Origin of the sequence: Salinisphaera sp. G21_0 (assembly GCF_017744115.1) — a bacterium.
Taxonomy (GTDB): Bacteria; Pseudomonadota; Gammaproteobacteria; order Pseudomonadales; family Endozoicomonadaceae; genus Endozoicomonas.
On sequence record NZ_JAGHQW010000037.1, the window covers coordinates 23,978 to 46,827 of the forward strand.

At 48.8% G+C, this 22,850-nt stretch carries 19 protein-coding genes, 1 tRNA gene and 2 pseudogenes; 15 read left to right on the forward strand and 7 right to left on the reverse strand.

Translation table 11 applies throughout. The annotated features are described in order from the left end of the window. Positions 1 to 199: 199 nt before the first annotated feature. Positions 200 to 994 (forward strand): CPBP family intramembrane glutamic endopeptidase, encoded by a 795-nt coding sequence (locus J7439_RS16670; protein ID WP_209203099.1) that lies wholly within the window; start codon positions 200 to 202, stop codon positions 992 to 994. A gap of 356 nt (positions 995 to 1,350) precedes the next feature. Here the strand turns inward: J7439_RS16670 and J7439_RS16675 are convergent, their stop codons facing one another. Continuing rightward, positions 1,351 to 1,683, reverse strand: coding sequence for a Uma2 family endonuclease (locus J7439_RS16675; RefSeq protein WP_209203100.1), 333 nt, complete (start codon positions 1,681 to 1,683; stop codon positions 1,351 to 1,353). 234 nt (positions 1,684 to 1,917) lie between these two features. On the opposite strand from J7439_RS16675, the gene J7439_RS16680 reads away from it, so the two are divergent. Together J7439_RS16680 and J7439_RS16685 are read left to right on the forward strand one after the other, a co-directional pair. Continuing rightward, on the forward strand, positions 1,918 to 3,807 hold the full coding sequence (locus tag J7439_RS16680) for a serpin family protein (protein ID WP_209203101.1): 1,890 nt from the start codon (positions 1,918 to 1,920) through the stop codon (positions 3,805 to 3,807). 90 nt (positions 3,808 to 3,897) lie between these two features. Then, positions 3,898 to 4,194, forward strand: coding sequence for a hypothetical protein (locus J7439_RS16685; protein ID WP_209203102.1), 297 nt, complete (start codon positions 3,898 to 3,900; stop codon positions 4,192 to 4,194). Positions 4,195 to 4,277: 83 nt separating this feature from the next. On the opposite strand, the gene J7439_RS16690 is transcribed toward J7439_RS16685, so the two are convergent. After that, positions 4,278 to 4,559 carry a hypothetical protein gene (locus J7439_RS16690; RefSeq protein WP_209203103.1) on the reverse strand — a complete coding sequence of 94 codons (282 nt, stop codon included), beginning with the start codon at positions 4,557 to 4,559 and terminating at the stop codon, positions 4,278 to 4,280. 272 nt (positions 4,560 to 4,831) lie between these two features. Next, positions 4,832 to 5,059, reverse strand: a complete 228-nt coding sequence (locus tag J7439_RS16695; RefSeq protein WP_209203104.1) for a hypothetical protein — start codon at positions 5,057 to 5,059, stop codon at positions 4,832 to 4,834. A gap of 312 nt (positions 5,060 to 5,371) precedes the next feature. Here J7439_RS16695 and J7439_RS16700 point away from each other — a divergent pair, with 312 nt between their 5' ends. After that, complete coding sequence (locus tag J7439_RS16700; protein ID WP_209203105.1) at positions 5,372 to 5,551, forward strand: hypothetical protein; 180 nt, start codon at positions 5,372 to 5,374, stop codon at positions 5,549 to 5,551. Next, positions 5,551 to 6,000, forward strand: coding sequence for a type II toxin-antitoxin system VapC family toxin (gene vapC / locus J7439_RS16705; RefSeq protein ID WP_209203106.1), 450 nt, complete (start codon positions 5,551 to 5,553; stop codon positions 5,998 to 6,000). Before J7439_RS16700 ends, vapC begins: the two co-directional genes overlap by 1 nt. Here vapC and J7439_RS26590 read toward each other — a convergent pair. After that, positions 5,899 to 6,123, reverse strand: a pseudogene (locus tag J7439_RS26590) (UDP binding domain-containing protein); the annotation flags it as partial. The gene vapC and the pseudogene J7439_RS26590 sit on opposite strands and share 102 nt — an antisense overlap. 162 nt (positions 6,124 to 6,285) lie before the next feature. Then, positions 6,286 to 7,434, reverse strand: coding sequence for an RNA-binding domain-containing protein (locus J7439_RS16710; protein ID WP_209203107.1), 1,149 nt, complete (start codon positions 7,432 to 7,434; stop codon positions 6,286 to 6,288). A 110-nt stretch (positions 7,435 to 7,544) separates the two neighbouring features. Between J7439_RS16710 and J7439_RS26595 the strand changes: the two are divergent. Next, positions 7,545 to 7,867: pseudogene (locus J7439_RS26595) on the forward strand (IS110 family transposase); the annotation flags it as partial. Between the two features lie 309 nt (positions 7,868 to 8,176). Here the strand turns inward: J7439_RS26595 and J7439_RS16715 are convergent. Then, positions 8,177 to 8,353: a hypothetical protein gene (locus tag J7439_RS16715; protein WP_209203108.1), complete on the reverse strand. Its 177-nt coding sequence runs from the start codon at positions 8,351 to 8,353 to the stop codon at positions 8,177 to 8,179. Beyond that, a complete protein-coding gene (locus tag J7439_RS16720; protein WP_209203109.1) occupies positions 8,311 to 9,177 on the reverse strand; it encodes a hypothetical protein in 867 nt (288 codons plus the stop codon). Before J7439_RS16720 ends, J7439_RS16715 begins: the two co-directional genes overlap by 43 nt. Before the next feature lie 373 nt (positions 9,178 to 9,550). Here J7439_RS16720 and J7439_RS16725 point away from each other — a divergent pair. The 9 genes from J7439_RS16725 to rpoC all read left to right on the forward strand — a co-directional run bounded on the left by J7439_RS16725 (position 9,551) and on the right by rpoC (position 22,528). Further along, positions 9,551 to 9,626 (forward strand) — tRNA-Trp (locus J7439_RS16725). Between the two features lie 88 nt (positions 9,627 to 9,714). Further along, on the forward strand, positions 9,715 to 10,083 hold the full coding sequence (gene secE / locus J7439_RS16730; protein ID WP_209203110.1) for a preprotein translocase subunit SecE: 369 nt from the start codon (positions 9,715 to 9,717) through the stop codon (positions 10,081 to 10,083). 12 nt (positions 10,084 to 10,095) lie between these two features. Continuing rightward, entirely contained in the window at positions 10,096 to 10,629 is a 534-nt protein-coding gene (gene nusG / locus J7439_RS16735; protein ID WP_101748382.1) for a transcription termination/antitermination protein NusG, read from the forward strand. Between the two features lie 285 nt (positions 10,630 to 10,914). After that, positions 10,915 to 11,349, forward strand: a complete 435-nt coding sequence (gene rplK, locus J7439_RS16740; RefSeq protein WP_020581778.1) for a 50S ribosomal protein L11 — start codon at positions 10,915 to 10,917, stop codon at positions 11,347 to 11,349. Then, positions 11,349 to 12,044, forward strand: coding sequence for a 50S ribosomal protein L1 (gene rplA, locus J7439_RS16745; protein ID WP_209203111.1), 696 nt, complete (start codon positions 11,349 to 11,351; stop codon positions 12,042 to 12,044). The genes rplK and rplA overlap by 1 nt, the downstream gene beginning before the upstream one ends. Before the next feature lie 320 nt (positions 12,045 to 12,364). Next, positions 12,365 to 12,895: a 50S ribosomal protein L10 gene (gene rplJ, locus J7439_RS16750; protein ID WP_101748379.1), complete on the forward strand. Its 531-nt coding sequence runs from the start codon at positions 12,365 to 12,367 to the stop codon at positions 12,893 to 12,895. Positions 12,896 to 12,988: 93 nt separating this feature from the next. Further along, on the forward strand, positions 12,989 to 13,363 hold the full coding sequence (gene rplL / locus J7439_RS16755) for a 50S ribosomal protein L7/L12 (RefSeq protein WP_101748386.1): 375 nt from the start codon (positions 12,989 to 12,991) through the stop codon (positions 13,361 to 13,363). 802 nt (positions 13,364 to 14,165) lie between these two features. Further along, on the forward strand, positions 14,166 to 18,242 hold the full coding sequence (rpoB, locus tag J7439_RS16760) for a DNA-directed RNA polymerase subunit beta (RefSeq protein WP_209203112.1): 4,077 nt from the start codon (positions 14,166 to 14,168) through the stop codon (positions 18,240 to 18,242). A 74-nt stretch (positions 18,243 to 18,316) separates the two neighbouring features. Further along, positions 18,317 to 22,528 carry a DNA-directed RNA polymerase subunit beta' gene (rpoC, locus tag J7439_RS16765; RefSeq protein WP_209203113.1) on the forward strand — a complete coding sequence of 1,404 codons (4,212 nt, stop codon included), beginning with the start codon at positions 18,317 to 18,319 and terminating at the stop codon, positions 22,526 to 22,528. The last annotated feature ends 322 nt before the right edge of the window (positions 22,529 to 22,850 follow it).

Below are 22,850 nucleotides of genomic sequence, written 5' to 3' on the forward strand. Positions count from 1 at the left end.
TCTAAGGTAATTTTGCTCAGTCGACCGTACCTCCCCGGTACGGCGCTCCCTCACAAAATCCCATAGAGCGACAAAGTTCTCGGCTTTGGCATCCTGCGTCGCCCTACCTCCCACATCCATGTGGTCGCACGCGAGATTCGGGGCAGTTTATGAAATATCCGGGCTAACCTCCTGATCCAAACGCATACGGTGGTTTTTTATGGACTTTATATCGTCAAATTTATCGCCTTTTATATCTTCATTGGCACCAGCGGTAAATTCATCCGTTAAAGCTTTTGCTGGCAATCGATCCATAGAAGTATTACAAGATCAAGTTAAAAAAATTTTCTTGGGGACGGGTATGAGGCTAACACATACACCTCTGGATTTATTATTAGCAAGGCCTGTATCAATGGTGGAGACAAAGTTAACAGGACGAACAGATTTTAACCCCTATGAAGAAGGTTTTTTAGAAAAAATATCTACAAAGGAACTATTCACAAATGCCTCCATTGAAGAGGCATTATTCAGGGTTATTTGCCCACAACTTATAAAATCAAACCTGCCTTTTGGTACAGGGTATATCCCGGAGATTATTAGTGCTTTTCTATTTGGAATTGCGCATCTTTGCACTCCAAAACCATCTTTTACCCATATATTTATGGCCACTATAGCGGGTTTTAAATATAACCATATATATAAAAGCCATGGTTTATTATCAGCAACTATTGCCCATGCAGCTCACAATCTCAGTGTGATTAAAATATACTGTTTTATGAAAAATAGAGAGAGATTGGAACAAATTAAACTAACCTCAAGTAGAATTAAAACAAGATTAAAGCAAATGAGGATAACATTAAACAATCGTAAGCATGCTGCAAAACAAACCAAAATCAATAGTGATTCAATTAAATCAGAAGACTGTCTAAAACTAAGAAGTGGCAGAGTGATCAAGCGATCCAACCTGGCAGGCATCAACTCCATGAAAGCCGCAGCGTCGTGTATTGGAAAATAGTAAATCCTGCAATGAGACGGTTTGGCTGCAATAAAATCAACAGTTTCATCGACAACCTGCTGTTGAGTGTCTTTCTGCAACGAATTAATGAAAGCAACCGGAAGCGATGATAGCTGAGAAAAATTAAAAGCAAAGCGATACAGCGCAGGCGGGAACACCTGAAGCAAGAAATTTATCCATTGAACAGACTTCAAGATTAAAAAAACACGGAATTATGAAGGATCAGGAATTGTTAATACATCTGTAAATATTCTTTTGTCCGGTAGACAGTTATCAGTTTTCAGAAAAATAAATGCACATCAACCATCTTTTTCTGCCCACTGATGACTATCACTTAAAGAACCCCCACCACATCTTCATAAAGCTCCCGAAGCGTAACTGAAAACCCGATGGAATAGCAGCAGGGTATCGGTCTCCTGCTTCAGGCGGATGATCTCCCAGCCGCTGTCGGTACTCTGGTAGAGATCCACGGCAATTTTATCCTGATGGATCAATACATACTCCTTCAACCCCTTGATGGCGGCGTAGGCTGCAAGCTTTTCCATCCGGTCTCTCGCTTCGGTGGTGGGGGATAGCACTTCGGCAATCAAGGTTGGCTGATCTTCAACATAGGCGTTCTGGTCAGAATCGTTACAGGCCACCATCACATCCGGATAATAAAAAACATCATTCCCTACAGAATAATACACATTACGAATAGCTGGTAATTACCGATGACTTATTGCTCACGATAAACATCAGGATGCCGAGCAATCGTCGGAAAAGTGATTAAACTAGTCTTGTTAGCGCTGTAGATTTTAGCGCCATTGGAGTAAATAAAGATGGAATTTTCTCAGTGGTGGAAGGAGACCTCAATAGCGAACTGATAAAAAATTATTTGCCTTGCGGATGTTATTAAAATTAACAGAATCAGGAGTAGCAAAATGTTCAACTCAGTCGGCTTACCCCCAATACCAACTGTTCCTACGCGTGCATCGATTGAAACAACAACCTGCAACCAGCAAGAATACCGGGATCGAGCTAAAAAGATAGTTACTGCATGTATTCGTGATCTGGCGTTTGAAATATTAAAACCTGCAGGTCAGTCCAGCACTGCTTTGTCCGATTCAAGCCTGGCCGCGTTATTGGGTATGTTACTGGCAACCATGGATAACACCGATAAGGAAATGATCCTTGGCATACCTCAAGGAGAACTGACACCACAGCTTGATTCGGCGATCCATAATGAACTGGGGCATTTCAGCAGAAAGCATCCTTTCCGAAAGGACCAGATGCTTTCTATATTGAACTTCATGGCATCCGCATATAATCCGGGCCACGAAAAGGGTTTTGTTAATAACCTCACTGAGCACTATAAAGCAGAGCTGCTAACCTCTGATGGCAATAAAAACATAGCTGATGTGACGGATCAATACGTCGAACAAGTTACCGGGGGTGAAATTCCTGGATTGCTGGCAAATCATCCCCTTCGGGATTCGATTGACACCACCATAAACAATATCGTGTCACTCAAGGCAAAATGGGCTCATGCGTTTAATGCAAGTAACACTAAGTCTCGTCCATTCAGGTGTGCAGACGGGTCCACAATTAACATCAAAATGATGAGTATAAAGGATCAGATAGGTTACTCTGATGAGCGTAGCCGAAAATTTGAAGCCATTGCCAAACCATTCATGCAAGGAGAGAATAAGCTTTACCTGGTGGCGATAGCACCGCTTCAAGATTCACCTGATGCCATTGGCAGTATTACTAAAGAGACCATTGATCATCTGATTGAAAAATCAATTAACTGCACGCCCAGAGAAGTTAAACTGACGCTCCCCGTAATGAAAATAAACAGTACGAACAGCGATCTGTTGGATCAGATTGGTTCTTTTCGGGGTATAAAAATAACTCCGGACAAATTAAAGAAATTAGGCGGACCGACACCTGACTCTCTCAGCACAAAACAAACAATCGTGGCCAAAATAGATGAGGAAGGTGCCCGTGTTTCAGTTGCTACTACGACAGCAATAACCACCAGGTCCATGGGCTCTGAGAGCAATACTATTGAATTTGATTTTAATAGCCCCGGACTGGTTTTTATTGTCGATAATCAAGGCAATCGTGTGCTTGCAGCAGCGGTTAAAAATGGTGATTTTCTGGTTGCTTCGGGCGAAGCAGAAATTTCTGAAGGTGCTAGCTCGAATAGTTTTTCTCATAAAAAGAAAAGAAAGATATTTACCGAATACTGCATTAGGTGTAAAGATGAATTTCATGGTATGTGCTTCAAAGGATTGGATGAGTTGAAACCAAAGTTGATGGAAATGGTTAAAGAACTGGCAGCGGAAAAAAATAAAAACCCAGTAAAAAAAATTCCTTCACCACCCTCGCAATCTTTTGTAACTGCCCCAAATTTGGTTGGAAATATTACAGAGACATCTATGCAGCCCATTAAAATCAATAAAGAGCTTCCAAAAAATGACCTTTTACCACCAAATGTTGAGCAGTCGCAGTCTTTTGACAAACTGAGGAAAGAAGAAAAAGAGAGTCAATTATTAATGGCCTTACAAGAAAAATTCAACGATATTCCTATCAAAGAAGTCACATGGGATGATATCGGTATCGATATTATGGTTAACAACCTGGAAGAAGCAGAAAAAATTAAAGAAAAATTAATTGAAATTATTGGGAAAGAGCATCAATATTGTGGAGGTGTTCATGACTTTTCCAATTCTGGTTACAAACCCAGAATCTATGTAGACGTAATGTTTAAGTCAAGAGATATCCTGGTAAATAAGCTATTCCCTGACTACCCAAAAACACCGGAATAGTTCAACCCGTTTGGCAATAACTGAATAACCTTACGACACGGATATTGCCTATACCGGTCGGTCACTTATATGAGTTAGTGGAGAGATTCTATGCATAATTCTTGTTTATCTACAACCTCAACCCCAGCTAAAGAACAGTACATAGTTTCAGATGACAGGGGAGAAAAATATATTCTAAATTATGAGCAGGTTAGTTCAGGGGTTGATGGTTCCAGGCAATCAATTTGGTCTGTGCGCTCTTATCCTGGTGGTCATTTGATTACTAATTTTGGAGATAATTCTGAATTTTCTTTACATTCTTTAAAGTTCACTGGAACACCTGTTGGAGAAAGGAATAGCGTTACACTTACCATAATAAAAAATATGTTTAACGATGTACTTATTTGAAAATTGTTTCGATTGCTACCGTGGTTATTTTATTCATGATGCAAGATGAAGCCGAGTAATAAATCAAGCCGTCCTTTGCGCCATCAAAAAACCTTTTGTAATATATGAAGTATCACATCAGGGGATAGATATACGGTTATACCTGCACCAAGCAGTGACATTATACCGGGCACTATGCATACAACCCTCTTATCAAGAGTTCTAAGCCATTGCTCCTCATTTGGAAGGAGACCTAAAAGTAACAGGCTAGTCCCTAACTTGACCTCTTCATAAACGGCTTGATTTTCATTGGAAATATTTTCATTAATCAGCTTGGTAAGTCCGGAAATAGCATGCTGACCACCATAATAAACTTGAATGTCCATTGTCATAGCAAAAAATCGACTAACAGTAGTAATAATTTTTCAGGCCAAATGTAACACTCTGGATGACCCTATCTGGAACGCCAGTTTTCAGTCGGACAACTTGATCTATAGATGCTTTCAACTTTTTATCATCCATGCAGGGGAATACAGAATTGGTAATCTTTGGACAATTGAATGTCACTGTAGTTCCGGTATAAAAAATTCACTTAAATTGAAGCGTTAGTACTTAAATACTCTTTGTAACATCCCCGCCCTACCGGGCTGTCTCTTAGTCAGATCTCTACACCCTTTGTCATCCGGTAGGTGTGGAGACGGTCTTGCAGTTTTGCCCAGCCCTCCCAAACAACTAACCATCCGGGAACGCCTGTTCGTTTAGAGTCACACCAGCCACCCACTTTCGCTATGGTTTGGAGTAGCCAGGACATTGTTGGTACCTTTTTAGGCAGAGACTTGTTCTCATAATACGTGATCCAAAGAACTTTCCATTCCTCGTCATTCACAACTTTATTGGCTGGAGCAAAGTTACTATATTCGCTGGCAGGAGGGTCTAACGGACCTTTTGATTATCAGGAGGGGAATCGGATTAAAATAAACCACCTGAAATCATTACTTTCTGAAGATAATCCCGAAGCCATTCTGAGAAATACGTTTCATCATATAACGCAACCTCATCGGAGGTCGCAATACATATCGGGCCCTGCTACACCTAAGGCATCAAGGGTGGCAAGCCTTCATTACTTCGCCTCGCAGCTGCACACATAGATAGTCTTTTCAACGCCGTTAGACGGTCCATTTCTTATCTTGAAAGACCATTGGCCAAGAATACCAATGCAGGTAAAGCATGGACCGGTAAAGCCTTGAAAAAGGCGGCCGTTAATGAAGCGCTTGCCGAATTCATTCGCCTTCGCAAGCAGCTGGAACTGCTGGATGATTTCGGCACCATTGATTACCACGACGATCAGGCCCCTACAAAAGAGGTCCGTAGAAAATAATGGTGCTGGTAGATACCTGCGTATGGTCTGCTGCACTGCGTCGGCGTAATGTTGAATCCGTACCCGAAGAAGCAATCCTGTTGCAGAGATTAATCCGTCAGCACCGGGCCGTGATGATTGGTCCAATACTGCAGGAAGTGTTAACCGGCATTAAGCATGAGGCTCAATTCACACGCTTGTGTGACAAACTCAGTGCCTTTGATCTGCTGCCCATTTCTGAAATGGACTATATCAGCGCGGCGACTCAAGCCAGCATCTGTCGTAGAAATGAGGTTCAGGACTCTCATACCGACTTTCTGATTACTACAATGGCCATCAAACACCAGATACCTGTACTGACAACAGATAAAGAATTTATCCAGCACATCCGCCAGTTCATCCACCATAAGGTTGGAAACGATCACATTGGCGGTCTGCTTGAACTCGTTAAGGTCGGTAATCGCCCGTGAGTTAAAGAACTACGCTTCATCCAGCACCGGATCATACACCACCACCTGAACCCCCTTGGCCCTGATGCGCTTCATAATGCCTTGGATGGACGATGCCCGGAAGTTATCGGAACCGGCCTTCACCGAGAAAAAACTGAACCAGGCCTTGGTTTTTAATTGCTGGGTCGGGAAGAGTTTTCCTTGACTTCATGCAAGAATCAAGATCTGACCCCGGTTTTTGACTCGGTTTTTGACTTCGGTTTTTTTTGACCTCACTTTCCGGTTTTTGCCCAGTTTCCCGGTTTTTCAAGTACGGGCAATGATCACAGTAAAAGTATTCCCGGCACGATCATCAATAAACTCAATATCCGGATGTGCTTTCAGAGCCCTGCGAATTCCGCTGCCTAGTCCGCGGTAGGGCAACACCTTCGAGGCAAAAGAGGCCAGAATGGGGTTTCTTATATTTGAATTGCCCATCATGACATTCTCTACCGTTAAGTTATTAGGAAGCACCCCCGGGCTTATTATCTCGATACGGTCTGAAAAAACCAACAGGCGCACAGGAGCTGAGATAAAGTAATCCCTGTGTATCAGAGCATTGGCGATAAGCTCTTCAAAAACAATCCTCGGTATCTCTGGCACACCCGTAGAATTAAAACTCTGGTCGTTTTGGACGTGGCGGATATTAGCCAGGAGGAAACTCATGGCTTCCCGGAAAAGATCCGACAACTTCCCACTAATATCCCGGCTGTCAATATAGTGCTCATCAGCAATATCATTTCCCGGGAAGGCGACTGCCTTGATGATATAAACGGGCAAGCGAATCTGTGGCCTGATCGCGAACAGTAATGCGCCACTGATGTTCAGCTGTCCATCTCGCATCAGATTCATGTTTTCCATCAGCTGCGTGCAGGAAATACCCTGATCAGCAACAGATTCACCAAACTCACGTTCAAAAAATGAGCTGAAGAAGTCTTGGTCCACATCAGCTATGGACGAATTTCTCACAGGTATCTCATCCGCATGCACCAGGGCGGCTGACTGGAACATACGTTTCAGTTCTTCCCGTGCGGTGACTTTTCGCTTATCGGCTCCACTTTTCACGAATACATGTAGATTCTTGTCCATATATGGCTTGCTGATACCCTCCGGCACGGTTACAACCATAACCATACCCTCAGGATGAGAAATATTTTGAGTGACAGGCGCAATAGGTGGCCGCATATGCTCCGTTGCCGCATTTGAAACCAGTTGGTTTAATCTGCCAATATCATCAGGTGTCAGCCCTGCCAAGGATCCATCATCATTGACGCCAATAAGGATCATTCCCCCTAACGAATTGCTGAAAGCCACCATCTCCTGCGCCAGAGAATCAGAGCGTGTGACATTAGCTTTGAACTGGTGCTTGGAGTCCTCACCCTGAGTGATCACGTTTAAGAGCCTGACCGTATCCATGCCCTGTATACCTGTTTTTGTGGGGTAGTATTTATCAGGAAGTTTACCAGAAAGAGTGAAGTCATCCAGAATCAGGAGCAAACCAGAAAGATCAGTTTGTTTTTCTCGGAATTGATCTGAGTAAAAAGAGTTTCAAGTTGCATGGTGTTGCTGCCAAAGGACATGTGACTCTCAAAAAGAAACTTAACCGCAAGGTACTCTTGCCCTTTATGGCTAACCTGCCTCAATGCTTATCGGCATTGAAGCTTGTGGAGGTTCACACTACTAGTGTCGTAAGTTTATTGAGCTTGGGCATGACGTTCGCATAATCGCTCCCCAGTTCGTAAAACCATAGGTAAAGTCAAACAAGAATGACGCTGCCGATGCTGAGGCTATCTGTGAAGCCATGCAACGCCCAAGTATGCGCTTTGTGCCAACCAAAACTAGCTTGCAAACTTTTGCTTACCATACCCGGTGTTAGCATGAGCATCGGCATCAAACTATTAAACGTTTGTCGTTAGACAAGAAAAGCAAAAGCGGTTAATCAGTGTAAGAAACCTGCAACGAGTTGCGTTGATAAAGTTCAAAGGATGGCATAAAAGGTAAGACCTGCACTCCCTTGAACCTGACCGGGGTCAGGGCCCATAGAGGCCGAAGACCTGATGAAGCGGGAGTGAGGGGATTCCATCGGGGCCAGAGGTATTGTGGACCTCACCCCAAAGGTCGGTCTCTTTATTAAGAGAATGGAAGTATTACTCTTTAGTCATGATGGAAAGCTTTTCCTTGCAAAGCGGGGCGGACCATATGTGATCCAGGTTTTGGTTCGATACTCCCTGAACTGACTGATATGCACTTTAAAATCATCATCCCGTTGGGTGTCGCCATCCTCACCCACCGTCAGGCCATGGTCATACTCTCCGGTGTAATTGATATCATCCATTCGGTATCACGGCCATGATCCACCTGACCAGCGCGGGATTCTTCCGCCAGTGAGTTATCCACCACTCCCTGTTGGGTCAGGTTACGGGAAGCATCGGCAACATTCTGGAGATAATCCGCAGCAAAAGAGAGCGCCTGTTCTTCGCTGTAATCGCTGCCCATCAATTGAACATAAATAGAAAGTGCCTCTGATAATTCATAGGGCGCTTCATCAGAACGCATCGTCCTGAAATACTCTTTCAAATCAAGAATGTCGAATCCCGCACGGGCAACGTCCCTTACCTTTCGCCTGGCAAAAGCTTCGTTGGAGAGTCCGTCACGGACTTGTTCTCTGTGGGTTTGTCCGAAGTATTCCGGCGCAGATAATTGAGCAGATTCTGCAATCGCCGGTTGTTTTCCACTGGCGTCAATCTCGGCATCTGCTCCAGCATCGCCTCGATCTCTTTCTGCCGTTGGCGGATCTCCTTCATGAGCTGAGGTGTCGCCTTGCGCTTCAGCATATCCCTTTCTTTTTGTCGGGAGTCCCGATTGCTCTCTGGTGCCATAACCATCCCCAGGATTCTCAACGGTGTAAGGGTAATCCAGATTGTTCAGCTGATTAACCTGATGCTCAGTCAACGGTTCGTTGATGTGTGAACCTTTCAGCTGGGTTTGTACCGTGTCATTAGACGGTCTGGACGGGTAAGGAGTTCCATCCGGCAAGGTCATTAAGTCAGGATCCTCGTACTGCGCCCGACCCCATTCAAGCTCGTCAGTATGCCCTTCAATCCGTTCACCGTCCGGTGGCGACAACCGTTCTTTATGCAGATTCGGCCTGTCTGCCAACTTTTCTTTCCCCGGTTCTTGCTTTTTTCTTTCGATTCCTGTTTTATATGCGGCGGTTCGAGACCCTTGAGCTTGTCACTGGCGATTTGTCGTTTATTTTGTGGTTTCATGATTTGTATGTGCCCACGGGCGGTTTGAGTGGGGAGGTTGAAGGGTCTTGAAAAGATTGGTTGGTGTGATAAGATGCTGAAATGAAAAGGGTTTTCATCTTTTCTTCCCTTTTCAGGTGTTTGTTGAAATGTTTTGTTTTTGAGAGATGTGTGTCTCTTTTCTCGAGTGCTGATTTTTTGTGCTCGATAAGCCGAAAGGCTTTTCAGGTCGGTTGATGATGATTATAATCCACCGGCACTGCAATCCAGAGTGATAGTGTTTTAGGCCAGTAGTTCAATTGGTAGAGCACCGGTCTCCAAAACCGGGGGTTGGGGGTTCGATTCCCTCCTGGCCTGCCATTTCCAATGATCAAGCTCCTGGGGTGCTTGTTCTCAGAGGTCTTTTAAAGATCTTTTCAAGAAAGCCTGGATAGAGAAAATCAAGCTGATGAGTGGAAATTCTGAAATTGCGACTTCGGGTCGTCTGGATGGTCTCAAATGGGGCCTTGTGGCGGTTCTGGTCGCTGTTGGTGTTTACGGTAATTATTACTTCTCTGCTGAGTCGCTCCTTCTCAGGGTTGTCGGTCTGCTGGTAATCGCGGCGGTTGCCGGGATTGTTGCTCTGCAGACGGTAAAAGGTGGTGCCTTCTGGACGTTGCTGAAGGATGCCAAAACCGAGATTCGCAAGGTTGTCTGGCCTACTCGTCAGGAGACGGTGCAAACTACTCTGGTGGTGGTTGCTGTCGTGTTAGTGATGGGCCTTATTTTGTGGGGGCTCGATTCTCTGCTAGGCTGGATGATCAGCAGCCTGATTTGATAGGGACAGGACATGGCGAAACGATGGTATGTGGTTCATGCCTACTCTGGATACGAGAAGCAGGTGTTGCGCTCTCTGAATGAGCGTATCAAGCGTCTTGGTATGGAAGAGTATTTTGGCGAAATTCTGGTGCCTACCGAGGAAGTGGTAGAGATTAAAAACGGCCAGAAGCGCAAGAGCGAAAGAAAATTCTTTCCGGGCTATGTGTTAGTCCAGATGGAAATGAACGAAGACTCGTGGCATCTGATTAAAGATACGCCTCGGGTTATGGGCTTTATTGGTGGTACCGCCGACAAGCCTGCGCCGATCACTGAAAAAGAAGCGGATGCGATTCTTCGTCGTGTGCACGAAGGTGCTGAAGCTCCAAGGCCTAAGACTCTGTTTGAGCCGGGTGAGATGGTTCGTGTTATTGAAGGTCCTTTTGCCGACTTTAATGGTGTGGTGGAAGGCGTTAACTACGAGAAGAGTCGTCTCCAGGTGGCAGTAATGATCTTTGGCCGCTCAACGCCGGTAGAGCTTGAGTTTGGTCAGGTTGAAAAAGTGTAAGCTGGTCGAATTGATCTCATAACCCCGTTTGCCAGTTCTGGTAACGGGGTTTTGTGTTTTTTGGGGTTGTGCTTGCATTCTCCCTTATTATTTGGCCTGAAAAACGATAATTGTGTGAATTGCAATTATCTTACGTGTTTTTGCGCTGGTGCTTTCGGGATGATTTCTGTAAACTACCGCGCTTTGTAGACGGGTAGCCGTGGAAATTGATGCTTTTTCGGGATTCCTTGTAAGAGAGTCTGGAAAAAAGCGTCGAATGAGGCAGTGACCCATGTAGAGGTTAAAATGGCCAAGAAAGTACAAGCTTATATTAAGCTTCAAGTGCCTGCTGGACAGGCGAATCCATCCCCACCTGTTGGTCCTGCCCTGGGTCAGCACGGTGTCAACATCATGGAATTCTGTAAGGCGTTCAACGCAAGCACCCAGAAAATGGATGCTGGCATGCCGATTCCTGTTGTTATTACTGTATACAGCGATCGCAGTTTCACTTTCGAAACCAAGACTCCGCCTGCTTCTGTTTTGCTGATGAAGACTCTGAAGCTGAAGAAGGGTTCTGGCCGTCCAAATACCGAGAAAGTCGGTACTGTGACTCGCGAGCAACTGCTTGAAGTTGCCAAGATCAAAGAGCCTGATCTGACGGCTGCTGACGAAGACGCAGCGGTGCGTACCATTGCTGGTTCAGCTCGTTCCATGGGTCTGATCGTGGAGGGTGTTGAGTAATGGCTAAGATGTCAAAGCGTGCCAGGCTGATTGCTGAAAAGATCGATTCTACCAAGTCTTACGGCTTTGAAGAAGCTGCCAGTCTGCTGAAAGAGATCTCCAGCGTCAAGTTCAAGGAAACCATCGAAGTTTCTGTCAACCTGGGTGTGGATCCTCGTAAATCTGACCAGGTGGTTCGTGGTTCTACCGTGCTGCCTAACGGTACCGGTAAAGACGTTCGCGTCGCTGTGTTCACTCAGGGTGCTAACGCTGAAGCCGCTAAAGAAGCGGGTGCTGAAGTGGTTGGTATGGAAGACCTGGCTGAGCAGGTTAAAGCGGGTCAGATGGACTTCGACGTAGTGATCGCTTCTCCTGATGCGATGCGCGTTGTTGGTCAGCTGGGTCAGATTCTGGGTCCACGCGGCCTGATGCCTAACCCCAAGGTTGGTACTGTAACGCCTAACGTTGCTGAAGCGGTTAAGAACGCCAAGGCTGGTCAGGTTCGTTTCCGTACTGACAAGAACGGTATCATTCACGCTGGCGTTGGTAAGATCGACTTTGATGCGGCTGCCCTGAAGCAGAACGTTGAAGCTCTGCTGGTTGATCTGAAGAAACTGAAGCCTTCTTCCAGCAAAGGCGTTTACATGAAGAAAGTTACCCTGTCCTCTACTATGGGGCCGGGTCTGACTATCGACATGTCTTCTCTTTCTGCCTAAGCCTGTCAGCGTAAGCGATAGAAAGAATTACTGAAATCTGGATTATCAGATTTCTGGCTGGTGCAAGCCAGTCGCAACCCTCTTTGGGGTCCCTGCTGTCATAGCGGGGGTCGTCAAAGATCGCAGGTGTCCAACGCCGTGCCTGTTTATTCAGGGGCCTTTCTCCGGAAAGGGTTATAGGCGGAGGGCTTAATGTCCTGCGTAGACGGTGAGTATGCGTTTTATCCAAAACGATATACACCCATCACCGTATTGTAAGCGCTTAATGATTTATCACAGATAAATCATAAGTGAAACTTCATAAATTTGGAGTAAAGCCCATGGCGTTAGGACTCGAAGACAAGAAGGCTATTGTGGCCGAAGTCAGCGAGGCTGCACAAAGCGCTCTGTCGGCTGTAATCGCGGACTACCGTGGTCTTACTGTTAGTCAAATGACTGCTCTGCGTAAGCAGGCTCGTGAAGGTGGCGTCTATCTGAAGGTAGTGCGTAACACCCTGGCCAAGCGCGCTGTAGAAGGTACTGAGCTTCAGTGCCTGCAGGAAGTTCTGGTAGGCCCTACTGTGCTTGCTTTCTCTATGGAAGATCCGGGTGCCGCTGCGCGTCTGATGAAGGATTTTGCCAAAGAGAACAAAGAGCTGGACATCAAAGCCCTGTCTATTTCCGGACAGTTGCTGGGTGCGGAACAGATCGATGTTCTGGCCAAGATGCCTACTCTGGATCAGGCTCGCGCAATGCTGATGAGCGTAATGATCGCACCGGTAACCAAGCTGGCAAGAACTCTGAACGAGATTCCTGCAAGCATTACCCGTGTTGTGGCAGCTGTTGCCGACGAGAAGAAGAAAGCCGCTTAATCCTTGTTGGATTGGTTTTCTTGCTTTTTTGCTTAAACAAATTCCGGGGCTGGCTGTTTGTTTGCCCCAACCAAGATTTTTGGAGATATAGAGATGGCTCTGTCCAAAGAAGATATCCTGAATGCAATCGCTGAAATGTCTGTAATGGACGTTGTTGAACTGGTTTCCGCTATGGAAGAAAAGTTCGGCGTTTCTGCTGCTGCTGCCGTTGCTGTTGCTGCTGCTCCTGCTGAAGCTGCTGCCGCTGCTGAAGAAAAAACTGAGTTCGACGTAATCCTGGCTGACGCTGGCGAGAAGAAGGTTAACGTCATCAAGGTAGTACGTGCTGCTACTGGCCTGGGTCTGAAAGAAGCCAAGGCTGTTGTAGACGGCGCTCCAGCTCCTCTGAAAGAAGGCGCTTCTAAAGAAGAAGCTGAAGAGCTGAAGAAGCAGCTGGAAGAAGCTGGTGCTAAAGTAGAAATCAAGTAATTTTCTACAAAAGCATTGCATAATCCCGGGTCTGTTGCATAATAGATTCAGGTGGCTGGTGCCTGCGAGGGTGCCGGCCTTTTTTCCGTTGTATGAGCTATATCGTCTGAGTAATTGTATTTGCACGTAGATCCTGTTCTATATCATGAAACTTCCCATTCTTTTCAGTCTTTTTGGCTGGACGGGGTTCTTCGTGATGTTGATCGGGGTATTGCTGTTTTGGCAGATCGTTGTGGCAGAGATATGGATCTGGAAAAGTCGTCACAGAAACTGGTCAATCTGGAGAAGGCTTTTTGTGATGGTGTAAAACGTTTAAATACAGGGGTTTTCCGGTAATTATAGTACCACTTCAGATCAAGCTGTGAGATGATGGTAGATTGCTGTAGAGAATTCATGCGCTGACCGTTTTGCCCAGCCTGACATATATAGGCTGTCCAATAAATCCATTGGGCAGATTTGAATACCGCTTCCGTTGCCTGTGCGATGTAAGCGGTATTGCCGTGAAAGCAGGGTAGTAAATCTGAACAATAGTATCAGATTGCTTTCTGTTCAGGCGCTAAAGCTCATACAACGGTTGATGTCTATCACGACATGAAGTGTCTACAACGATGCGCAAGTGTCTGTAACGGCATTAAGAGTATCGGCAACACCTTAAGGGTGTCTGTGATACAGGTCAGTAAATGACCATAAAAGTTGAAAATTTATTGGTTTTGACAGGGAGCCACCCGCTCTCGAACTAACCTACTATGGCCAGGCGACGCCGCCTGAAGTCAAAAACAGGTAACCAAGCTGGGGAACGCTGATGGCATACTCGTATACAGAGAAAAAACGCATCCGCAAGGACTTCGGCAAGCTGCCGAGTGTCATGAATGTGCCGTATCTGCTGGCGATTCAGCTTGATTCATATCACAAGCTGTTGCAGTCAGATAAAGAACCGGCAGCCAGAGAAGATATCGGGCTGCACGCAGCCTTCAAATCCGTCTTTCCAATCGTAAGCTATTCCGGCAATGCCGCCCTTGAATATGTTAGCTACAGACTGGGTGCTCCTGCGTTTGATGTCAAGGAATGCCAGCTCAGGGGTGTCACTTACGCAGTACCTCTGCGTGTCAAGGTGCGCCTGATTATCTACGATAAAGACTCCGCTAACAAGGCAATCAAGGATATCAAAGAGCAGGAAGTGTACATGGGCGAAATTCCGCTCATGACCGATAACGGTACCTTTGTTATCAATGGTACAGAGCGTGTTATCGTATCCCAGCTGCATCGCTCTCCGGGCGTATTCTTTGATAATGACCGGGGTAAGACGCACTCCTCCGGTAAGCTGCTGTATTCTGCCCGTGTTATTCCTTACCGTGGTTCATGGCTGGACTTTGAGTTCGATCCAAAAGATCTGCTGTATGTCCGTATCGACCGTCGTCGTAAGCTGCCTGCCACCATTCTGCTGAGAGCCATCGGGCTTTCCAATGAAGAAATTCTTGATAATTTCTTTGATTTTGTTGAATTCAACATTGGCGCTGAAAATGTCAGCACCGAGTTTGTTGCCGATCGTCTGAGAGGCGAGGCTGCCAGCTTTGATATTTACGATAACGACGGCAATGTGGTCGTAGAGCAAGGCCGTCGTGTCACTGCCCGACACCTCCGTGACCTGCAGAAAGCCAACATCAAGAACCTGGAAGCGCCGGTTGATTACATCTATGGCCGTGTTCTGGCGAAGACTGTTATTCACAAAACGACCGGTGAAATCATTGTTGAGTGCAACACTGAGATCACCCCTGACGTTTATGAAAAACTGCTGTCTGCCGGTATCAAAACCGTAGAAACGCTGTACATCAATGAGCTGGAGTGTGGTCCGTTCATGTCTGACACCCTGCGTGCAGATACCACCACCAACCGTCTGGAAGCGCTCGTTGAAATCTACCGCATGATGCGCCCTGGTGAACCACCAACGCAGGATGCTGCTGAAGCCCTGTTCCAGAACCTGTTCTTCTCCACCGAGCGTTATGATCTGTCTGCCGTCGGTCGAATGAAGTTCAACCGTCGTCTGGGACGTGATGAAGATACCGGTTCCGGTGTTCTGGATAACTCCGACATTATTGATGTCCTGCGCATCCTCGTTGATATCCGCAATGGTAAAGGCGTCTGTGACGATATCGATCACCTGGGTAACCGTCGGGTACGTTCCGTTGGTGAAATGGCTGAGAACCAGTTCCGTGTCGGTCTGGTGCGTGTTGAGCGTGCCGTTAAGGAACGTTTGAGTCTGGCGGAATCCGAAGGCCTGATGCCCCAGGATCTGATCAATGCCAAACCGGTGGCGGCGGCGATCAAGGAATTCTTCGGTTCCAGCCAGCTGTCCCAGTTTATGGACCAGAACAACCCGCTCTCCGAGATTACTCATAAGCGTCGTGTATCCGCGTTGGGTCCGGGTGGTCTGACCCGTGAGCGTGCCGGTTTTGAGGTTCGTGACGTACACGCGACGCACTATGGTCGTGTCTGCCCCATTGAGACCCCTGAAGGTCCCAACATCGGTCTGATTAACTCGCTGGCAACCTATGCCCGTACCAACGACTATGGCTTCCTGGAAGCACCATACCGTCGTGTTGTTGATGGCAAGGTGACTGACGACGTTGATTACCTGTCCGCCATTGAAGAAGGTGAATACGTTATTGCCCAGGCATCTGCTGCCATGGATGAGAACAAACAGCTGACCGATGAACTGGTCGTTGTGCGTTACCGTGGTGAAGCCACCCTGATGAGCCCGGACAAAGTCCAGTACATGGACGTGTCTACCAAGCAGATGGTATCCGTTGCGGCCTCCCTGATTCCATTCCTTGAGCACGACGACGCTAACCGTGCCTTGATGGGATCGAACATGCAGCGTCAGGCCGTACCTACCCTGAGAGCAGAGAAGCCTCTGGTGGGTACCGGTATGGAGCGTAACGTTGCTTCCGACTCCGGTGTCTGTGTGGTTGCCCGTCGTGGCGGTGTGATTGATACCGTTGATGCTGCCCGTATTGTGGTGCGTGTGAACGATGATGAAGTGCAGCCAGGTGAGGCCGGTGTTGATATCTACAACCTGACCAAGTACACCCGTTCTAACCAGAACACCTGTATTAACCAGCGCTCTCTGGTTAAGGCTGGCGATCAGATTGCCCGTGGCGACATCATGGCGGATGGCCCATCGGTTGATATGGGTGAACTGGCGCTGGGTCAGAACATGCGCGTCGCGTTCATGCCCTGGAACGGTTACAACTTCGAGGACTCCATCCTCATTTCCGAGCGTGTCGTTCAGGAAGATCGCTTTACCACCATCCACATCCAGGAACTGACCTGTGTGGCCCGTGACACCAAGCTTGGTGCCGAAGAGGTCACGGGCGATATTCCCAACGTGGGTGAGTCTGCCCTGAACAAGCTGGATGAAGCCGGTATCGTTTATGTAGGTGCAGAAGTGGGCGCTGGTGACATTCTGGTGGGCAAGGTGACGCCAAAAGGTGAAACTCAGCTGACCCCGGAAGAGAAGCTGCTGCGTGCCATCTTCGGTGAGAAGGCATCCGATGTTAAGGATACCTCCCTGCGTGTACCGACCAGTGTCAAAGGTACCGTTATTGATGTTCAGGTCTTTACCCGTGATGGCGTAGAGAAAGACTCCCGTGCACTTTCCATTGAAAAGGCGCAGCTGGATGAGTACCGCAAGGACCTGAATGAAGAGTTCCGTGTAGTTGAGCAAGACACCTTCGCCCGTCTGCTTGGTGCCCTGCGTGATCAGCCGGTGGTTCGCGCACCGGGTCTTGGCAAGGGTGACCGGATCAGCGACAGCTATCTGGATGGCCTGGAGCACGAGCAGTGGTTCAAACTGTCCATGGAAGACGAGGCGCTCAATGAGATGCTGGATCTGTCCAGAGAGCAGCTGAAAGAGCGTCGTGCCCAGCTGGATGAGCGCTTCGAAGACAAGAAGAAGAAGCTCCAGACTGGCGATGATATGGCCCCTGGCGTGCTCAAGATTGTCAAGGTCTACCTGGCCATCAAGCGTCGTATCCAGCCCGGTGACAAGATGGCGGGTCGTCACGGTAACAAGGGTGTTATCTCCATCATCATGCCGGTAGAAGACATGCCGCACGATGAAGAGGGTAATCCGGTTGACATCGTACTGAACCCTCTGGGTGTGCCATCGCGAATGAACGTTGGTCAGGTGCTTGAGACTCACCTGGGTGCTGCGGCCAAAGGCCTTGGCGTCAAGATCAACCGCATGCTGGAAGCTCAGCAGAGCATGGTTGAACTGCGCAAGTTTCTGAACGAGGTCTACAACGGTATTCCTGGTTCCAGCCCGGTGGAAGTTGACTCCTTCAGCGATGCTGAAGTTCTGGAACTGGCCCGCAATCTGCGTGGCGGTGTACCGATGGCAACGGCGGTATTCGACGGTGCCAAAGAGACCGAGATCAAGCGCCTGCTGCGCCTGGCGGACATGAACGACAGTGGGCAGGTCAAGCTGTTTGACGGTCGTACCGGCGAATCCTTTGAGCGTCCGGTCACCGTTGGCTACATGTACATGCTCAAGCTGAACCACTTGGTAGACGACAAGATGCATGCTCGTTCTACTGGTTCTTACTCTCTGGTTACCCAGCAGCCTCTGGGTGGTAAGGCACAATTCGGTGGCCAGCGTTTCGGGGAGATGGAGGTCTGGGCGCTGGAAGCCTACGGTGCTGCCTACACTCTGCAGGAAATGCTGACTGTGAAGTCCGATGACGTCACTGGCCGTACCAAGATGTACAAAAACATCGTGGATGGCGACCACAGAATGGAAGCCGGTATGCCGGAATCTTTCAACGTACTGTTGAAGGAAATCCGCTCACTGGGCATCGACATCGAACTGGAAACCGAATAACGAACGTGTGGCCAGGGTGTCTGCTTTCTGATTGATAGAACAGCAGGCGCCTTGCACCGCGAGGAGATACGATCTTGAAAGACTTATTGAATCTGCTCAAGACACAGGGCCAGACGGACGAATTCGATGCTATTCGGATTGCGCTGGCTTCCCCGGACATGATCCGGTCCTGGTCATACGGCGAAGTGAAAAAGCCGGAAACCATCAATTACCGTACGTTCAAGCCTGAGCGTGACGGTCTGTTCTGTGCCAAGATTTTTGGCCCGGTCAAAGACTACGAGTGCCTCTGTGGTAAGTACAAGCGACTGAAGCATCGTGGTGTTATTTGTGAGAAGTGTGGTGTTGAGGTGGCCCTGGCCAAGGTGCGTCGTGAGCGCATGGGTCATATTGAGCTGGCCAGCCCGGTGGCCCACATCTGGTTCCTGAAGTCCCTGCCATCCCGTATCGGTCTGTTGCTGGACATGACCCTGCGTGATATTGAGCGGGTACTGTACTTTGAATCTTACGTGGTTGTTGATCCGGGCATGACCACGCTGGAGAAAAACCAGCTGCTGTCGGATGAGCAATACTACGAAGCCCTGGAAGAGTTCGGTGATGACTTTGATGCCCGCATGGGTGCCGAAGCCATCAAAGGTCTGCTGGCGGATATCGACATCGAAGACGAAGTCAACACGCTGCGTGAAGAGATTCCACAGACCAACTCTGAAACCAAGCTGAAGAAGCTGAGCAAGCGTCTGAAGCTGCTGGAAGCGTTCCATAACTCAGGCAACAACCCTGAGTGGATGATCCTGACCGTTCTGCCGGTTCTGCCGCCCGATCTGCGCCCTCTGGTGCCGCTGGACGGTGGCCGTTTTGCCACGTCTGACCTGAACGATCTGTATCGCCGGGTGATCAACCGTAACAACCGTCTGAAGCGTCTGCTGGACCTGAACGCGCCGGATATCATCGTCCGTAACGAAAAGCGGATGCTGCAGGAGTCCGTTGACGCGCTGCTGGACAACGGCCGTCGTGGTCGTGCCATCACCGGTTCCAACAAGCGTCCTCTGAAGTCCCTGGCTGACATGATCAAGGGTAAGCAGGGTCGTTTCCGTCAGAACCTGCTGGGTAAGCGGGTAGACTACTCTGGTCGTTCGGTTATTACCGTTGGTCCTACCCTGCGTCTGCATCAGTGCGGCCTGCCCAAGAAGATGGCGCTGGAACTGTTCAAGCCATTTATCTTCGGTAAGCTGGAAGCCAAAGGTCTGGCTACCACCATCAAAGCTGCCAAGAAGATGGTGGAGCGGGAAACCCCTGAGGTGTGGGACGTTCTGGCAGATGTCATCCGCGAACACCCGGTCATGCTGAACCGTGCGCCAACCCTGCACCGTCTGGGTATTCAGGCGTTCGAACCGGTGCTGATCGAAGGTAAGGCGATTCAGCTGCACCCACTGGTGTGTGCCGCCTATAACGCTGACTTCGACGGTGACCAGATGGCGGTGCACGTACCGCTGACGCTGGAAGCCCAGCTGGAAGCCCGTGCCCTGATGATGTCCACCAACAACATCCTGGCACCCGCCAACGGTGAGCCGATCATCGTACCTTCCCAGGACGTGGTACTGGGCCTTTACTACATCACCCGTGAGCGCATCAACGCCAAGGGTGAAGGCATGGCCTTCGTTGATATCGACGAAGTCATGCGTGCCTACCGTACCAAGGCGGTTGATCTGCATGCCCGCATCAAGGTGCGTGTCCATGAGAAATACAAGGATGGTGAAGGGGTCGAGCACGAAAACAAATTCCTGGCGGATACCACCGTTGGTCGGATGATCCTTTGGGATATCGTTCCTCAGGGGCTGCCTTTTGCCCTGGTTAACCAGGCCATGAAGAAGAAGGCGATTTCCGGCCTGTTGAATGCCTGTTACCGTCGGGTGGGTCTGAAGGAAACCGTTATCTTTGCTGACCAGATGATGTATCTGGGCTTCCAGTATGCAACGATTTCCGGTACCTCCATCGGTGTTAACGACTTCGTTATTCCTCCTGAGAAGGCGCGCATCATTGATGACGCCAACGAAGAGGTTAAGGAAATCGAAAACCAGTTTGCTTCGGGTCTGGTAACAGCCGGTGAGAAGTACAACAAGGTTATCGATATCTGGTCCCGTGCCAACGAAATGCTGGCCAAGCGGATGATGGATAACCTGAAGTCCGACACGGTTATCAACAGGCAGGGCGAGGAAGAAGAGCAGGAATCCTTCAACAGCGTCTACATGATGGCGGACTCCGGAGCCCGGGGTAGTGCGGCACAGATTCGTCAGCTGGCGGGTATGCGTGGTCTGATGGCCAAGCCAGACGGCTCCATCATCGAAACGCCGATTACCGCGAACTTCCGTGAAGGTCTGAACGTACTCCAGTACTTCATCTCCACCCACGGTGCTCGTAAGGGTCTGGCGGATACCGCTCTGAAAACAGCGAACTCCGGTTACCTGACCCGTCGTCTGGTTGACGTTGCCCAGGATCTGGTGGTCACTGAAGACGACTGTGGTACCAGCGACGGCCTGCTGATGACGCCGCACATTGAAGGCGGGGATATCGTAGAGCCATTGGGTGAGCGTATTCTGGGCCGTGTGGTGGCAGAAGACGTACTCAAGCCCGGCAGTGACAGTGAAATTGCCGTACCAGCTGGCACCCTCATTGATGAAATGTGGGTGAAGCGTCTCGAAACCATGAATGTTGACGAGATGCGCGTACGTTCCCCAATTACCTGTGAAACCCGTCACGGTATCTGTTCCAAGTGTTACGGCCGTGACCTGGGTCGTGGTCACCTGGTGAACAAAGGTGAAGCTGTGGGTGTTATCGCCGCCCAGTCCATCGGTGAGCCGGGTACACAGCTGACGATGCGTACCTTCCACATCGGTGGTGCGGCATCCAGAAACGCAGCGGCAGACAGCGTAACGGTGAAGAACAAGGGTTCTATCCGTCTGCTGAACCTGAAGTCGGTTGAACGTAAGGACGGCACTCTGGTAGCGGTCAGCCGTTCCGGACAGCTGGCCATTGCTGACGAATTTGGCCGTGAGCGTGAGCGTTACAAGCTGCCTTACGGTGCAATGATTTCGGTGAAGGACGGCGACCTGGTAGAAGCGGGTCAGACGGTGGCCAAGTGGGATCCACACACTCACCCGATCATCACGGAAACCGCCGGTATCGTTGAATTCCAGGGTATGGATGAAAACATTACCGTTAAGACGCAGACTGACGAACTGACCGGTCTGTCCAATATGGAAGTGATGGATCCGAAAGATCGTCCGTCCGCCGGTAAGGATATTCGTCCAGCCATTCAGCTGAAAGATGCCAATGGTAACGAACTGAAGCTGCCAGGTACTGACGTTCCTGCCCAGTACTTCCTGCCAGCGAACGCCTTGGTGAACCTGGTGGATGGTGCCATGGTGGAAGTGGGTGCGGTACTTGCCCGTATTCCTCAGCAGTCGTCTGGTAACCGGGACATCACCGGTGGTCTGCCAAGGGTTGCTGACCTCTTTGAGGCCCGTAAGCCAAAAGAGCACTCGATCCTGGCGGAAATCTCCGGAACCATCGGCTTCGGTAAGGAAACCAAAGGTAAGAAGCGTCTGGTGATTACCCCGACTGACGGTACTGATCCTTATGAAGAGCTGATTCCGAAATGGCGTCACCTTAACGTGTTTGAGGGTGAGCAGGTAACCCGCGGTGAAGTTATCTCCGACGGCCCGACCAACCCACACGACGTATTGCGTCTGTTGGGCGTTGGTGAACTGGCTCGCTACATCGTTAACGAAATCCAGGATGTATACCGTCTGCAGGGTGTAAAGATTAACGACAAGCACATTGAGACCATTCTGCGTCAGATGCTGCGTAAGGTAGAAATCACCGATACCGGTGACTCTTCCTTTATCCGTGGTGACCAGCTGGAGTACACACGCCTGCTGGAAGAGAATGACCGTGTTAACCGTGAGAACGGCTTCCCGGCCAAGTTTGAGCGCGTGCTGCTGGGTATTACCAAGGCATCTCTGGCAACAGAATCCTTCATCTCTGCGGCTTCCTTCCAGGAGACCACCCGTGTCCTGACCGAAGCGGCAGTAACCGGCAAGCGCGATTACCTGCGCGGCCTGAAGGAGAACGTGGTCGTTGGTCGTCTGATCCCGGCAGGTACCGGTCTGACTTACCATGCTGAGCGTCGTAAGGGACGTGAAGAAGTTGAGTTTGAGACTCCGGCCAAGGTATCGGCTTCTGAAGTTGAGCAGGCACTGTCTGATGCTTTGAACTTCGGTGAAGTTTAATTGCTGATCTGTTAAAGGCAGGCCTGCCTTTAACATCCAAAAAAGCCACCGGTCCGGTGGCTTTTTTTTGTCTGTTGGAAAATAACCATAAGTGTTCCGGAGCCAGTGACTTTATTGCTGATCAGCTTCCTGAGTTAGCCAACGAATATTTTACGCTTACTTGACGGTGTGTGTAGTTATACAGGGGAACTGGCATTTCCTCTTATCACTCTAAATACCCGGTTTGTGTCTGTCATTCCAATAATGGTTGGACTCATCCAGCGACTAAGGGTTTTCAGGGGATTGAGGTGTGGAAGCGTTAGCTGTCAAAACAGCTGGTTCA

What these genes read in the sequence shown, in the direction of transcription:
- vapC (WP_209203106.1), top strand. Translation starts at nt 5,551, where the DNA reads ATGGTGCTGGTAGATACCTGCGTATGGTCTGCTGCACTGCGTCGGCGT.
- rpoB (WP_209203112.1), top strand. Translation starts at nt 14,166, where the DNA reads ATGGCATACTCGTATACAGAGAAAAAACGCATCCGCAAGGACTTCGGC.
- J7439_RS16715 (WP_209203108.1), bottom strand. Translation starts at nt 8,353, where the DNA reads ATGGATGATATCAATTACACCGGAGAGTATGACCATGGCCTGACGGTG.
- rplK (WP_020581778.1), top strand. Translation starts at nt 10,915, where the DNA reads ATGGCCAAGAAAGTACAAGCTTATATTAAGCTTCAAGTGCCTGCTGGA.
- rplL (WP_101748386.1), top strand. Translation starts at nt 12,989, where the DNA reads ATGGCTCTGTCCAAAGAAGATATCCTGAATGCAATCGCTGAAATGTCT.
- secE (WP_209203110.1), top strand. Translation starts at nt 9,715, where the DNA reads ATGAGTGGAAATTCTGAAATTGCGACTTCGGGTCGTCTGGATGGTCTC.
- rplA (WP_209203111.1), top strand. Translation starts at nt 11,349, where the DNA reads ATGGCTAAGATGTCAAAGCGTGCCAGGCTGATTGCTGAAAAGATCGAT.
- nusG (WP_101748382.1), top strand. Translation starts at nt 10,096, where the DNA reads ATGGCGAAACGATGGTATGTGGTTCATGCCTACTCTGGATACGAGAAG.
- J7439_RS16710 (WP_209203107.1), bottom strand. Translation starts at nt 7,434, where the DNA reads ATGGATACGGTCAGGCTCTTAAACGTGATCACTCAGGGTGAGGACTCC.
- rplJ (WP_101748379.1), top strand. Translation starts at nt 12,365, where the DNA reads ATGGCGTTAGGACTCGAAGACAAGAAGGCTATTGTGGCCGAAGTCAGC.
- J7439_RS16690 (WP_209203103.1), bottom strand. Translation starts at nt 4,559, where the DNA reads ATGGACATTCAAGTTTATTATGGTGGTCAGCATGCTATTTCCGGACTT.
- J7439_RS16685 (WP_209203102.1), top strand. Translation starts at nt 3,898, where the DNA reads ATGCATAATTCTTGTTTATCTACAACCTCAACCCCAGCTAAAGAACAG.
- J7439_RS16670 (WP_209203099.1), top strand. Translation starts at nt 200, where the DNA reads ATGGACTTTATATCGTCAAATTTATCGCCTTTTATATCTTCATTGGCA.
- J7439_RS16680 (WP_209203101.1), top strand. Translation starts at nt 1,918, where the DNA reads ATGTTCAACTCAGTCGGCTTACCCCCAATACCAACTGTTCCTACGCGT.